This is a genomic window from Curtobacterium sp. SGAir0471, from assembly GCF_005490985.1.
Taxonomy (GTDB): domain Bacteria; phylum Actinomycetota; class Actinomycetes; order Actinomycetales; family Microbacteriaceae; genus Curtobacterium.
Genome location: NZ_CP027869.1, coordinates 1299556 through 1313006 on the forward strand (window position 1 = coordinate 1299556; position 13451 = coordinate 1313006).

The window sequence follows — 13451 nt, forward strand, 5'->3', positions numbered from 1 at the left end:
TCAGCGCTGGGCGCGGCGGCGGCGCAGCGCGCCGGCACCGAGGAGCCCGGCGCCCGCGGCGACGAGGCCGAGGGCCCAGGGCAGCGCGTCCGTGGCGTCGGTACCGGTGAAGGCGAGCTGCCCCTTCGGCGCGGTGGCGACGGTCGGCGTCACGGTGCCCACGGTCGTGGCGGGTGCCGCGGTCGGGACGACCGTCACGGGGAACGAGACCGAGACGGACTGTGCGGCGACGGTCAGGACGTGGGTCGACGCGTGCGGGAACGTGACCTTCGTCGAGAAGGTGTCCTCGTCGAACGCGATCTGGTCGGTCGCGTGGTCGCTCGTGACGGTGACCGGGTCGGCGTTCCCCTCGTCGTCGTAGCGGGTCGTGTCGTTGCCGAACTCGTCCACCGGCGAGCCGTTGATCCAGAGCGACTGGCCCTGCTGCACCGTCGGCTGCCCACCGTCGGTGATGGTCGGCTCCTGGTCCGGGTCGCCCGGGAACACGAACGTCGTGATGTGCCCGTCCGGCTCGATGAGCCACCCGGTGAAGGGGTGCTCCCCGTCGAACAGGTCGGACGGCGAGGTGTTGGTCGTCTGGGCCATGACGCCCACGGCCTTCGCCGGGTCCACGACGACCTCGACGTACTCCGTGGCCGTCGAGGTGCCGTTCGTCGCGACGACGGTGAAGTCGAAGTACGAGGCTACCGTCACGCGGCCGGACAGCGTCGCGGTGGCGGCGTCGAACGTCGTGTCGTACGGGAGGTACGACTCGGGGGTGTCGGTCTCGGGGTCGACGCTCTCGGGGTCGGCGTAGCCGATCGAGTAGGTGACCGGGCCGCTGCCCTTGCTGACGGCGAAGACCTCGTCGAGGGTGTCGCCGGCGGTGAGCTCGATCGTGCGCGGGGCGTCGTACGAGGTCTCGGTCGCGAACGCGACGTCCTCGGTGACGGCGTCCGTCGTCGGGGTGTCACCGGTCGGGGCGACCTTCGTCGTCGTGCTCGGTGCGGGCGAGGCGGTCGTCGGCGCGGGTGTCGTTGCGTCGGTCGTGGCCGGTGCCGTCGAGGCATCCGCCGTCGTGCCGGTGGTGGCCGGCGTCGTCGTGGCATCCGTCGGCGTGGCCGTGCCGGAGGCGTCCTTCGCGGTCGTGTCGGTGCCGGTGGTGTCCGTCGCGCTCGACGGAGCGCCCGTCGACGAGGTGTCGGCCGGTGCGACGGCCGAGGTCGGCTCGTCGGCGGCGAACGCCGCGGTCGAGGTGAAGACCCCGAGTCCGGTCGTCAGGCCGATGAGTGCGACGGTCGTCCCGAGCGCGCAGGCGCGACGGGCCGAGGAGGTGCTGCGGTGCACGGGTCCCCCAGGGGTCAGGTCCGGTCGGGTGCCGGATCGTGTGAATCTGCCGAGAATCTCGGCGTGCTCGGATCGTACTGGCACAGCAACCCGGGCAGGGGGCGGTGTCCGAAATGTGACCTGGGTTGGGGGTCGGGTGCCGGAATCGTGCGTGCGGTTGCGGTGTCACGCAACCGGATGGCGGACGGGAGGCGCGGTGCGGTCCGGCACCGTGCCTCCCGTCCGCCCGTGGTCACCCGCTCCGCGTCGGGACGCGACCGTCCGGGTCGGTCACGTCCCGGCGCAGCAGGAGCGTCGTCAGGCGCGTCGGCGCGCGCGGTGGAGGAGCAGGCCGCCGCCAGCGGCCAGGAGGCCGAGGGCCCAGCCGATCGGCGCCCCGGTCTCGACGCCGGTGTACGCGAGGGAACCCGTGGTGGGGTGCTGGGCGTGGGTGGTCGCGGCCGTCGTGCCCGTCGTGACGGTCGTGCTGGTCGCCGGTGCGTCCACCACCTGCACCGTGAAGGTCAGCGTGAGGTCGCCGAGCCGAGCGGTGATCTGGTGGTCGCCCGTCCCGACGAAGCGAGCGGAGATGATCGGGGTCCCGACGGTGCTCGTCGTCTCGAGGACGTCGGCGTCGACGGACGACGACCACGTCGGCCGCTGCGGATCGGCGTTCAGGTCACCGTTCCGGTCCAGGGTGAGGAGGTCGATCTCGACCGTCTCGCCGTTGCGGACGCGGAGGGGCGTGGTCGGGTCCCCGTCCTGCACCTCGGGGCTGCGGCTGTACTCGGTCGAGCCGTCCGACCGGACCAGCCACGTCCCGGAGCCGCGCACGACCGCGTTCAGGGACTCGGTCTCGCCCGGTGTGATCACGAGCTCGACCCGGGAGGCCTCGCCGCCGTCCGGCCGGATGCTGGACGACGTGCGCAGCCAGAACTCGACCACCTGGGCGCGCGTCGGGGTCCCGGACAGGGTGCCGTCCGGGGCGAGCCGCAGACCGTCGGGCAGCTGGAACGTGTTGCCGGCCGCACCCCACGAGTCGCTCGCCGAGTAGACGAGCCCGTCGCCGTCGAAGGCTGCGAGCGGGATGCTCGTGGACTCACCGACGCGCAGGTCGAAGCTCCGGAAGCCGAGCAGTCCCCAGCGGATCTCGGGCGCCTCGTCCACGGGTGCCGTCGTCTCGCTGATGACGGTCGTCGGTTCCGCGCCGGGGGCGGTGCCGGTGACGCGGACGGCGTACCGGTCGAGGGCGCCCTCCACGGAGCCGATCACGAACGTGCGCTCGGTCGTCGCGCCGACTTGCTCGACGAGTGGGCCGCCGTCGTACGAGTGGAGCCACTGGTAGGCGAACGTGGTGCCGGCGGGCCACCCGGCGGTCTCGGCGGTCAGGGTGCCGAGACGCTGCACGCTCCCGCTGACGGTCACGGTGCCAGCCGGCGTGGCGGCGGCGGCGGACGCCTGGTCGACGGCGGCCGTCGGAGCCGGGGAGGTCGTCCCGCTTGCGCCGGTGATCGGGACGGTGGCGGTGGGAGCGGCGGTGCCCGGGTCGGAGGTGCCCGCGTCGGCTCCGGCCGGTGTGTCCGCATCGGGGCGGGGCGTGGCCGTCCCGGAGTCCGTGGCGGCCGACGCAGCGGCAGCAGGGGCTGCTGCGGTGTCGTCGGCGACGTCGGGAGCGGTGGCGGACGTCGTGCCGGCGTTCGTCGAGTCCGGCGCGGCCGTGGTCGCGCTCGTGTCCGTCGGTTCAGCGGCGGTGGCCGTGGCGGCGCCGATGCCGAAGGCGGACGAGCCGACGGCGACGACGACGGCGGCGGCGCCGAGTGCAGCGGTGCGGCGGAGTGCGGTTCGGCAGGTGTGCTGGTGCATGGGTTCCCCTCGTGGTGGCGGGCGTCGTGGTGTGCCCTCACTGAGTGGTGTCGCGACCGGACGGATCCTCACGGCGATCAGGTCACGGCTCGGTCACGGTTCGCCGCACCCGTCACCGCTGCGCGGCAGCCGCGTCCTCGAGGGCCGCCCGGAGCGCCGTCACCGCGGGGGAGTCGGCGCCCGACATCCGCTGCGCCGTGAAGATCGTGCGGCGTGCCGGGTCCGGCAGTTCGAGCAGTCGGCACGACGTCGAGCGGCCCGCCCAGACCAGGTCGGGCATCAGGCCCACGGCGTTCCCGGACTCGATCAGCCGGATCTGCGCCTGCAGGTCGGCGGTCTCGTAGCGCACGTCCGGCTCGAACCCGGCACGGCGGCAGGTCTGCTCCGCGAAGTGCCGGGACGCCGCGCCGCGCGGCTCCATCACCCACGGCATCTCGGCCGCGTCGACCAGCGCGACGGCCGGGTCGTCGTCGGTCAGGGGGCGGAGGCTCGTCCCCGTCGGCGGCAGGGCGAGCCGCACCGCGTCCCTCGTCAGGACCCGCTGGTCCAGCCCCGGGAAGCGCGGGGCAGCGTGCGCCGGGTACTGCTCGGCGATCACCATGTCGAAGTCCCGCGCCCAGGTCTCGTTGAGCGCGGTCTCCGGTTCGCGCTGCACCATCTCGACCCGCACGTCGGGGTGCTCGATCGCCATGGTGCGGAGCGCGGTCGGCATGAGCGCGAGCGCCGCGGACTGGAACACCGCGACGCGGATCCGCCCCTGCACGTTGGTGAGCGTCGACTCGACCGACGACTGCGCCCGCTCGAGGACGTCGAGCACCTCGCCCGCGGCCGCCACGAGCACCTCGGCCTGCGGGGTGAGCTGCAGGCGGCGCCCGACCCGGCGGACGAGTTGCACGCCGGCCTCGCGTTCGAGCACGCCGAGCTGCTGCGACACCGCCGACGGCGTGAGGTTCACGGCCTCCGCCACGGCCGCGACGGTGCCGCGGATCGAGAGTTCGCGGAGGAGGACCAGGCGCCGGACGTCGAGCATGCTCGAACAGTAGTTCTTCTTCACGGTATGCGTCAGAACTCCTTGCTTCCGCTAACGATTGGCGGGCATCACACTGATGCCATGACCGACGTCCAGCCGCGCACCGATGCGCATGCCACGCCTGCTCCCGACACCCTCGCCGACGCCTCCGTCGCGCTCGTCCGGCAGTGGCTGGCCGAGGCCGAGACCTACCCGGTCGACGGCTCGGCGAAGCAGCTCGCCGGCGTCCTCGCCGACCCGGCCGGCCTCGACTTCGCGGTCGGCTTCGTCGACGGCGTGGTCCGACCCGAGGACCTCGGTGTGGCCGCCCGGAAGCTCCGGCAGATCGCGCCGGGTGCACCGGGGTTCCTGCCGGCAGCGCTCCGCGGGCTCGTGCGCCTCGGCGGGGGTATGGCACCGGTGCTGCCCGGCGTCGTCGTCCCGATCGCACGCCGGGTGCTCCGTGAGATGGTCGGGCACCTCATCGTCGACGCGACCGACGCCAAGCTCGGCCCGGCGATCGCCAAGATCAAGCGCGACGGGGTCCGGCTCAACGTGAACCTGCTCGGCGAGGCCGTGCTCGGCGAGAAGGAGGCCTCGCGTCGACTCGAGGGCACGCAGCGGCTGCTCGCGCGCGACGACGTCGACTACGTGTCGATCAAGGTCTCGTCGACCGTCCACCCGCACTCGCCGTGGGCGTTCGACCACGCGGTCGAGGACATCATCGCGAAGCTCCGCCCGCTCTTCCGCCGCGCCGTGCAGAGCTCGCCGCGCAAGTTCATCAACCTCGACATGGAGGAGTACAAGGACCTCGACCTGACGATCGCGGTGTTCACGAAGCTCCTCGACGAGCCGGAGTTCACCGACCTCGAGGCCGGCATCGTGCTGCAGGCGTACCTGCCCGATGCGCTCGCCGCGATGCAGCACCTGCAGGAGTGGTCGGCGGCTCGTCGCGCCCGCGGCGGTGCCGACATCAAGGTCCGGCTCGTCAAGGGCGCGAACCTGCCGATGGAGCAGGTCGAGGCCTCGGTGCACGGGTGGCCGCTCGCCACCTGGCACACCAAGCAGGACTCCGACACGAACTACAAGCGCGTGCTCGACTGGGCGCTGACGCCCGAACGCATCGCGAACGTCCGCGTGGGCATCGCAGGGCACAACCTGTTCGACGTCGCGCACGCCTGGCTGCTCGCCGGGGAGCGCGGTGTCCGCGACGGCATCGAGTTCGAGATGCTGCTCGGCATGGCGCAGGGGCAGGCCGAGGCGGTCCGTCGCACGGTCGGCTCGCTGCTCCTCTACACGCCGGTCGTCCACCCGGGCGAGTTCGACGTCGCCATCGCCTACCTGATCCGACGGCTCGAAGAGGGCGCCTCGCAGGAGAACTTCATGTCGGCGGTGTTCTCGCTGGCGTCGTCGCCCGAGCTCTTCGCCCGCGAAGAGGCACGCTTCCGCGACTCCCTGCTGCCGCTCGCGCAGCCCGGCGGGCTCGACGCCCCCGCACCGCACCGTGTCGCCGACCGGTACGCCGCGGTCGAGCGACCCCGCCCTGGGCACTTCGACAACACGCCGGACAGCGACCCGTCGGTCGCGGCCGTCCGCGAGTGGGGTGCGGCGATCACGTCGCGCGTCGCCACGTCGACGCTCGGTGAACGTGCCGTCCAGGAGGCCCGGCTCACCTCCGCCGAGCAGCTCGAGTCCGTCCTGGGTCGCGTCCGCGCCGCCGGCGCCGAGTGGGGCACGTGGTCGGGTGCCGCCCGTGGCGCCGTGCTGCACGCCGTCGGCGACGCACTCGAGGCGAACCGTGCGGCGCTCGTCGAGGTCATGGCGGCCGAGGCCGGCAAGACCATCGACCAAGCCGACCCCGAGGTGTCCGAGGCGATCGACTTCGCCCACTTCTACGGTGAGCTCGCCGCGCAGCTCGACGACGTCGACGGCGCGTCCTTCACCCCTGCTGCCCTGACCCTCGTCACGCCGCCGTGGAACTTCCCGGTCGCGATCCCGGCCGGCTCGACCCTCGCCGCGCTCGCCGCCGGTTCGGCCGTCGTGCTCAAGCCCGCGCCGCCCGCCGAGCGCTGCGGCGCCGTGCTGGCGTCGATCATCGAGACCGCACTCGACGCCCACGGGGTCCCCGCGGACGTCCTCGCCTTCGTGCAGGTCGCCGAGGACGACCTCGGCAAGCAGCTCATCGCCGCACCGCAGGTCGACCGGGTCATCCTGACCGGTGCCTACGAGACGGCCGAGCTGTTCCGGTCGTTCCGCCCCGACCTGCCGCTGCTCGCGGAGACCTCGGGCAAGAACGCGATCATCGTCACCCCGTCGGCCGACCTCGACCTCGCGGTGAAGGACGTCGTCGCATCGGCCTTCGGGCACGCCGGGCAGAAGTGCTCCGCCGCCTCGCTCGTCGTGCTCGTGGGCTCCGTGGCGACCTCGCGCCGGTTCCGCTCGCAGCTGCTCGACGCGGTGTCGTCGCTCACCGTCGGGTACCCGACCGACCCGACGACGCAGATGGGCCCGGTCATCGAACCCGCCGCGGGCAAGCTGCTCGAGGGGCTGACGACCCTGGGCGCGGGGGAGTCCTGGGCCGTCACGCCGAAGCGCCTCGACGACACGGGCAAGCTCTGGAGCCCCGGTGTCCGTGACGGCGTCCGACGTGGCTCGGCGTTCCACCGGACGGAGTACTTCGGCCCGATCCTCGGCATCATGACGGCGAAGACCCTCGACGAGGCGATCGCCATCGTCAACGAGGTCGACTACGGCCTGACCTCTGGCCTGCACTCCCTCGACGCCTCCGAGATCGGCACCTGGCTCGACCGGATCGAGGCGGGCAACCTCTACGTCAACCGTGGGATCACGGGCGCCATCGTCCGCCGGCAGCCGTTCGGCGGGTGGAAGAAGTCTGCCGTCGGTGCAGGCACCAAGGCGGGCGGGCTCAACTACCTGCTCGGGCTCGGGTCGTGGTCGCCGGCGCAGGCATCGGCGGACGCGGCGGTGTCGGCTCCGGTGCGCTCGTTCCTCCGGGCCGCAGGTGTCACGTCGGAGTCGATCGACCGGGCGACCGCGTCCGACGAGCAGTCCTGGTCGTCGTTCTTCGGCGCAGCGGTGGACGTCTCGGCGCTCTCCGCCGAGCGGAACATCGCGCGGTACCTGCCGTACCCGGGCGTGCACGTCCGTCTCGCTTCGGCGGAGGAGTCCGCGGTCGCCGACCTCGTGCGCTCCGTCGCCGCAGCGGTCCGGGCCGGTACGACGATCGACGTCTCGGCCGTGGCCGCGCTGCCGTCCGAGGTGGCATCGGCGATCCGTGCGCTGCCGAACGTGCGCTCCGTCGCCGAGGGACAGTCGGACGACGCCTTCGCGAAGCGCGTCGAGCGTGGTGCGTCCACGCGCGTCCGGCTGATCGGCGGCGACACCGCGGCGCTGACGACCGCGATCGGTGGACGGCCGGACGTCGCGGTGTACGGGGAGCCGGTGACCGAGGCCGGGCGGATCGAGCTGCTGCCGTTCCTCCGTGAGCAGGCGGTGTCGATCACGGCGCACCGCTTCGGTACGCCGAACCACCTCACCGACGCGCTGATCTGACCGGCTGCGAGCGACACGCCGCCGGCGACCTCGGGCATCGAACCACGGACGCGACATCGAACCAGCACCGCCGCTGGTTCGGTGTCGTGATCCTGGTTCAACGTGCCTCTCGGAGCGCCGAGTGCGTGTTCCGGATCGTCGAGCGTGCGGCGGACGCCGCGCCGTACCACCCGGTAGCCGCGCTGCGTACCGTCGGTCCCATGTGCGAGTCCGTCCAGTGCCCGGTGTGCGGCAAGACCTCGTGGACCGGATGCGGGGAACACGTCCGCGACGTCTTCCGCGGTGTCCGTCGCCGGGACCGCTGCACGGGCCACGGACTCCCGCGGCACGTCTTCGACACCGCCGGCTTCCGGTGAGCACCGCCGACGGCGGGATCGTCGACCCGCAGGGGTTCGCGCACGTCCGACTCACGGTGACGGACATCCGTCGGAGCAAGGCCTTCTACCAGCAGCTGTTCGGCATGCCGCCGGGCAGTGACTTCAGCGACCAGATCGACGACCCGACGATCCACGACGACCCGTGGCGGACCTACGGCGGGTGCTCGTTCACGTTCCACGGGCAGACGCTCGGGCTCCGTCCGGTGGCGCGGGCTGGCGACCGCTTCGACCCCGACCGGGTCGGTCTCGACCACCTGAGCCTGCGGGTCGGGTCCGTCGACGACCTCCACCGCGCGGCCGAGCGGCTCGACCAGGCGGGCATCGTGCACGGCGCGGTCACGGACCTCGAACCGTTCGGACTCGTCATCCTGTCGCTGCAGGACCCGGACGACATCAACCTCGAGCTCGCCGCACCGCGCCCGGTGGACGCCTGAGCGGCCGACGGACGGCAGGGCTGGCCGGTTGCCGCACGACAGACGGTGCCGTCCAGCCGGACCGCGTTGGCTCGACGGCATGAGCGAACAGATCGTCAAGCCCCTCGGCCTCGCGCACGTCCGGGTCACCGTCACGGACATCCACCGGAGCAAGGCCTTCTACGAGCAGCTGCTCGGCACCGCGCCCGCGATGGACTTCAGCGACTTCATCGACGAGCCCGGGATCACCGAGGACCGTGAGCGCCTGTACGGCGGCGCGATCTTCCCGGTCGGTGACCAGCTCTTCGGACTGCGGCCGGTCGCCCCGAGCGGGCAGCGCTTCGACCCGGACACCGTCGGCCTCGACCACGTGAGCTTCGTCGTCGGGTCCGTCGACGATCTGCACGCTGCTGCCGAGCGCCTCGATGCCGCCGGCATCGAGCACGGCGAGGTCACCGACCTCGGCGACGCCGGCATGGTCATCCTGTCGGTGCAGGACCCGGACGACATCAACCTGGAGCTCGCCGCGCAGAAGTAGTCGCGCAGCCCTCGTGGCACACGGTGGCCGGACGGCTGTCGCCCCCGAGCGTCAGGGCCGCAGGATGTACTCGAACGTCGTCCGGGCGCGCTCGGGGTCCGGCGTCTCGCCGGAGATCAGGTCCGCGTACGTGAACGACTCCGAGACCCGGACGAGCAGCCGCGCGAGCTCCTCGGCGGACAGGGGCGCCGGGTCGAACGCGCCGGCGTCCTGTTCGGTCCCGATCACCGCGGTCATGACGGCCACGAACCGGCGCTGCACGTCGCTGTCGGTCGTGGTGAGCAGGCGGAGCGCTCGGGTCGGCTCCCGGGTCAGGAAGGCGCGGAAGTACGGCGCCCGGATGAGGTCCGCCGTGAAGTGGTCGAGCACGTCGACGATCCGCGCGGCGCCGGAGGGTGCGGCCGCCCGCCCCGCGGCGTCGAGCGTCGGGACGGCGAGCGACCAGAGGATCTCGGAGAGCAGCTGGTCGCGGTTGCCGACCCAGCGGAACAGCGACGTCCGGTCGACACCGAGCGACGCGGCGACTGAGCCCATGTCGATGCGTGCCCCGTCGATGAACGCACGACGTGCGGAACGGAACGCGCGCTGGGAGTCGCCGTGGGCCTCCAGTCTGGCGGCCAGCGCGCTCGGGACGAGCGTCGATCCGAGTGTGCCGAGTGGTTCGTTCCTCACCGTTCCCCCTGAGTGCCGACGCCGGTCTTGCAACGTTTTCGAGAATGATGCATCGTTGGTGCCATGTCAACGTCGATCACCGACACGCCCCTGCTCGAATCCGACTTCTACCGGTTCCAGGAGGGGCTCACGCCCAGGGAGCGGGAGTCGCTCGGGGAGCTGCGCGCCTACCTCGAGGCCGAGGTGCGCCCGATCGCCGACCAGTACTGGGCGCGGGCGGAGTTCCCGACGCAGACGATCGCGCCGCTCGCGGAGCTCGGCATGTACGGCCCGAGCATCCCGCTCGTGCGCCACTTCGAGAACTCTGCGGTGTACCGCGGCTGGGCGGCGCTCGAGCTCGGCCGCATCGACGCCGGCGTCTCGACGTTCATCGGGGTGCAGTCCGGCCTGGCGATGAACTCGATTGCGGTCGGCGGCAGCGACGAGCAGCAGCAGGAGTGGCTGCCGCGGATGGCCCGTGGTGAGGTCGTCGGGGCCTTCGGGCTGACCGAGCCGCTGTCCGGCAGCGACTCCGCGCGCGGGCTCCGTACCACCGCTCGGCGCGAGGGCGACACGTGGGTGCTCGACGGCGAGAAGCGGTGGATCGGCAACGCGACCTTCGCGGACGTCGTCGTCATCTGGGCGAAGGACGTCGCCGACGAGCAGGTCAAGGGCTTCCTCGTCACGACGGACACCCCGGGCTTCACCGCCACGAAGATCGAGGACAAGATCGCCCTGCGCACCGTGCAGAACGCCGACATCGTGCTCGACGGCGTCCGGGTGCCCGAGTCGCGCCGACTGCAGCGCGCGGACTCCTTCCGCACCACGGCCGCGGTGCTCCGGCTCACGCGCACCGAGGTCGCCTGGCAGGCCATCGGCATCGCGATCGGGGCCTACGAGGCAGCGCTCGACTACGCCCGCGAGCGCATCCAGTTCGGCAAGCCGATCGCGGCGCACCAGATGGTCCAGGACCTGCTCGTCCGGTCGCTCATGAACATCACCGCGTCGATCGCCCTGTGCACGCAGGCCTCGGCGATGCAGGACCAGGGGATCGGCGGTGACGAGCACTCCGCGATGGCGAAGGCGTTCGCGACGGCGAAGATGCGCGAGACGGTCGGCTGGTGCCGCGAGGTCCAGGGCGGCAACGGCATCGTGCTCGACAAGGGGGTCGCGCGGTTCTTCTCGGACGCCGAGGCGATCTACTCGTACGAGGGCACGCGCGAGGTGAACACGCTCATCGTCGGTCGGGCGATCACGGGGCAGGCCGCGTTCGTCTGAGTAGTGACCGGCGGTGCGCCGGGGCGGGCGGGACCCCGGCGCAGCGCACGCTTCTTCGACGTTGCACGTGTCGATCGACGCGCGGAATGTCGATCCGTGCACCCGCATCCAGTGCGTGTGCATCGTGCGACATCGCACTCGTCGATCAACGCGCGCGATGTCGCCAGCGGAGCGGCCACCCAGCGGTACCGCGCACCGCCGCGCACCGCCGCGCACCGCCGCGCGCCGCGCCCCGCGCCGCTGTCCGCCGCCTACGCCCAGAACGCGGCGATCGCCTCCGCTGCCGCCTCGCCCTGCCGCCGCCCCTCGGTCGCCGAGGGCGCCTGCGTCGACAGCGACAACGAGTTGTCCCCGAACGCGTGCTGCGACGCACTGTCCGCCACGATCGTCTCGACCGAGCTCCCGCCGGCCCGCAGGGACTCCACCGCCAGGTCGAGCCACGGCCCGAGCGGCGACGGACCCTCCGGCCCGCACGCCACGACGAGCACGCGCTCGTACCCTGCGGCGACGTCGGCGTTCGTGGCCGAACGGAGCCCGCCGTCGTAGTGCGGCACCCCGTCGATGTGCACCGGCGACCACACGAACGGCACCGAGCAGCTCGCGGCCACGGCGCGGGGGAGCGGCACGCCCGACTCGGCGGTCAGCACCCGGAACGCGCCGTCGAGCGCATCGATCGTCGTCAGTGCGAGCGGCTTCGCCGGCCACTCGTCCGACGGCAGCGTCTCGCGGAACGTCGCGACCCGCTCCTCGTCGGACTGCCCGGTGACGACCTGCTGTGCCACGGCACCGAGCCGTGCGCGAGCGTCCTGCTCCGAGGTCGCCCCTGCCAGCACCTGCAGCAGTCGGTCCTGGTAGTCATCGCCGGCGATCCGCTCCGGCTCGACGTAGGTGCTCGGCAGCGGTGCGTGCTGCTGCTCGTACGCCTGGGCCACGGCGCCGGCGCGCACGAACGAGCCGACGACACTGCCGGCACTCGTCCCGATCACGAGGTCTGCGGCGTCGAGGTCGACCCCGGCGTCCTGCAGGGCGGAGAGCACCCCGACCTCCCACGCGATGCCGGCGACGCCGCCTCCGCCGAGGACGAGTGCTCTGGTTCCGGGCGTGGGCGTCGCGAGATCCGTCATGCGACCTGTGTACCAGGTGGGCACGCGACGGCCGGGAGGCGCGAGGCGGACCCGCCACGCGCCTCCCGGCCGTCAGCTGGTCGCGTTGGTGACCCGTGGTCGGGTCGCGGGTCGCGCCTCCCGGCCGTCACCCGGTCACGGCGGCGACCCGTGGTCGGGTCGCAGGTCGCGCCTCCCGTCCGTCACCGGTCGCGACGGCGACCCGTCGCTACTCGCCTGCCACGTCGATCAGGACCTTGCCGACCGCGTCACCCTCGACGGCGTCGTGCGCGGCGGCGGTGTCCTCGAGCGCGAAGCGCGTCAGGGGCAGGCCGGCGTCCTCGCCGACGGGGAGCACGCCGTCGCGCAGTGCGGCGGTGACGTCCTCGGCGGCTGCGGCCAGGGCACGGTCGCCGATCGTGTAGAGCAGCAGGAACTGGTACCGGGCGTTCACCGACATGTTCGGGCGGATCGGGAGCGTCGCCTCGTCGCCGCCGTTGTTCGCGTAGATCGACACGACGCCGTGGTTCGCCAGGACGTCCGCGACGAGCTGCGCGTTCTGGGGGATCGAGACCTCGACGACGATGTCCACGCCGTCAGGGGCGATCTCGCGGATGCGTGCGGCGGCGTCCTCGTCGCGGTAGTTCACGGTGTGGTGGGCACCGGCGGCGGTCGCCAGGGCGGCCTTCGCGTCGGAGCTGATCGTGCTGATGACGGTCGCGCCGGCCCAGCGGGCCAGCTGGATCGCGGCGTGGCCGACGGCCCCGGCACCACCGGCGACCAGCACGGTGCGGCCCTCGAGCGCTCCGGGTGCGAGCCGCGACGGGCCGTCCTCGTGGGTGGTGAGTGCTCGGTGCGCGGTCATCGCGGGGACGCCGAGCGAGGCGCCGACGTCGAGGCTCGTGCCCTCGGGCAGGGCCACCGCGCGCGATGCCGGCACGACGGTGTACTCCTGCGCGGTGCCGGTGGGGCGGCTGGCGGCGGCCATGTAGAGCCAGACGCGGTCGCCCTCGTGCAGCGTGTCGACGCCCTCGCCGACGGCGTCGACCACACCGGCGCCGTCCTGGTTCGGGGTGATCTCGGGGAAGGGCAGGCCGTCGCCGTAGGTGCCGCCGGCGCGGGCCTTCCAGTCGGTGGGGTTCACGCCGGAGACGGCGACGCGGACGCGGACCTCACCGGGGCCGGGCTGCGGGACCTCCCGCTCGACCAGGTCGAGGACGCTGCTGTCACCGGGCTTCGTGTAGACGATCGATCGCATGTGTCCAGGCAACCACCGCGGGGCCCCGGGTCTTCCTGGGGACGGTCAGCGGGCGCGGCGGCCGCGCGTGTCCGGCGCGTGCG

Annotated in this window: 11 protein-coding genes; 5 read left to right on the forward strand and 6 right to left on the reverse strand. The window is 72.7% G+C overall.

Annotated features, from left to right (window positions below; genetic code table 11):
* From C1N91_RS05980 to C1N91_RS05990, 3 genes are all read right to left on the reverse strand, one after another.
* Positions 1-1326: a hypothetical protein gene (locus C1N91_RS05980; protein WP_137767005.1), complete on the reverse strand. Its 1326-nt coding sequence runs from the start codon at positions 1324-1326 to the stop codon at positions 1-3.
* Positions 1327-1623: 297 nt separating this feature from the next.
* Positions 1624-3168, reverse strand: a complete 1545-nt coding sequence (locus tag C1N91_RS05985) for a hypothetical protein (RefSeq protein WP_137767006.1) — start codon at positions 3166-3168, stop codon at positions 1624-1626.
* A 112-nt stretch (positions 3169-3280) separates the two neighbouring features.
* Complete coding sequence (locus tag C1N91_RS05990; protein WP_137767007.1) at positions 3281-4198, reverse strand: LysR family transcriptional regulator; 918 nt, start codon at positions 4196-4198, stop codon at positions 3281-3283.
* Between the two features lie 81 nt (positions 4199-4279).
* Here C1N91_RS05990 and C1N91_RS05995 point away from each other — a divergent pair, with 81 nt between their 5' ends.
* The 4 genes from C1N91_RS05995 to C1N91_RS06005 all read left to right on the forward strand — a co-directional run bounded on the left by C1N91_RS05995 (position 4280) and on the right by C1N91_RS06005 (position 9078).
* Positions 4280-7750, forward strand: a complete 3471-nt coding sequence (locus tag C1N91_RS05995; RefSeq protein WP_137767008.1) for a proline dehydrogenase family protein — start codon at positions 4280-4282, stop codon at positions 7748-7750.
* 200 nt (positions 7751-7950) lie between these two features.
* Positions 7951-8106: a hypothetical protein gene (locus C1N91_RS16645; RefSeq protein WP_175415927.1), complete on the forward strand. Its 156-nt coding sequence runs from the start codon at positions 7951-7953 to the stop codon at positions 8104-8106.
* Positions 8103-8561 (forward strand): VOC family protein, encoded by a 459-nt coding sequence (locus tag C1N91_RS06000; RefSeq protein WP_175415830.1) that lies wholly within the window; start codon positions 8103-8105, stop codon positions 8559-8561. Before C1N91_RS16645 ends, C1N91_RS06000 begins: the two co-directional genes overlap by 4 nt.
* A gap of 79 nt (positions 8562-8640) precedes the next feature.
* Positions 8641-9078 carry a VOC family protein gene (locus C1N91_RS06005; RefSeq protein WP_137767010.1) on the forward strand — a complete coding sequence of 146 codons (438 nt, stop codon included), beginning with the start codon at positions 8641-8643 and terminating at the stop codon, positions 9076-9078.
* A gap of 51 nt (positions 9079-9129) precedes the next feature.
* Here the strand turns inward: C1N91_RS06005 and C1N91_RS06010 are convergent, their stop codons facing one another.
* Entirely contained in the window at positions 9130-9750 is a 621-nt protein-coding gene (locus C1N91_RS06010) for a QsdR family transcriptional regulator (RefSeq protein WP_175415928.1), read from the reverse strand.
* A gap of 63 nt (positions 9751-9813) precedes the next feature.
* Here C1N91_RS06010 and C1N91_RS06015 point away from each other — a divergent pair, with 63 nt between their 5' ends.
* Entirely contained in the window at positions 9814-11007 is a 1194-nt protein-coding gene (locus tag C1N91_RS06015) for an acyl-CoA dehydrogenase family protein (RefSeq protein WP_137767011.1), read from the forward strand.
* 251 nt (positions 11008-11258) lie between these two features.
* Here the strand turns inward: C1N91_RS06015 and C1N91_RS06020 are convergent, their stop codons facing one another.
* Positions 11259-12131: a patatin-like phospholipase family protein gene (locus C1N91_RS06020; RefSeq protein WP_137767012.1), complete on the reverse strand. Its 873-nt coding sequence runs from the start codon at positions 12129-12131 to the stop codon at positions 11259-11261.
* 208 nt (positions 12132-12339) lie between these two features.
* Positions 12340-13368 (reverse strand): NADPH:quinone reductase, encoded by a 1029-nt coding sequence (locus C1N91_RS06025; RefSeq protein WP_137767013.1) that lies wholly within the window; start codon positions 13366-13368, stop codon positions 12340-12342.
* Positions 13369-13451 lie beyond the last annotated feature (83 nt).

Excerpts from the sequence above, each read along its gene's own strand:
- C1N91_RS05985 (WP_137767006.1), bottom strand. The coding sequence starts at position 3,168 with ATGCACCAGCACACCTGCCGAACCGCACTCCGCCGCACCGCTGCACTC.
- C1N91_RS06005 (WP_137767010.1), top strand. The coding sequence starts at position 8,641 with ATGAGCGAACAGATCGTCAAGCCCCTCGGCCTCGCGCACGTCCGGGTC.
- C1N91_RS06020 (WP_137767012.1), bottom strand. The coding sequence starts at position 12,131 with ATGACGGATCTCGCGACGCCCACGCCCGGAACCAGAGCACTCGTCCTC.
- C1N91_RS06015 (WP_137767011.1), top strand. The coding sequence starts at position 9,814 with ATGTCAACGTCGATCACCGACACGCCCCTGCTCGAATCCGACTTCTAC.
- C1N91_RS06025 (WP_137767013.1), bottom strand. The coding sequence starts at position 13,368 with ATGCGATCGATCGTCTACACGAAGCCCGGTGACAGCAGCGTCCTCGAC.
- C1N91_RS05995 (WP_137767008.1), top strand. The coding sequence starts at position 4,280 with ATGACCGACGTCCAGCCGCGCACCGATGCGCATGCCACGCCTGCTCCC.
- C1N91_RS05990 (WP_137767007.1), bottom strand. The coding sequence starts at position 4,198 with ATGCTCGACGTCCGGCGCCTGGTCCTCCTCCGCGAACTCTCGATCCGC.
- C1N91_RS16645 (WP_175415927.1), top strand. The coding sequence starts at position 7,951 with ATGTGCGAGTCCGTCCAGTGCCCGGTGTGCGGCAAGACCTCGTGGACC.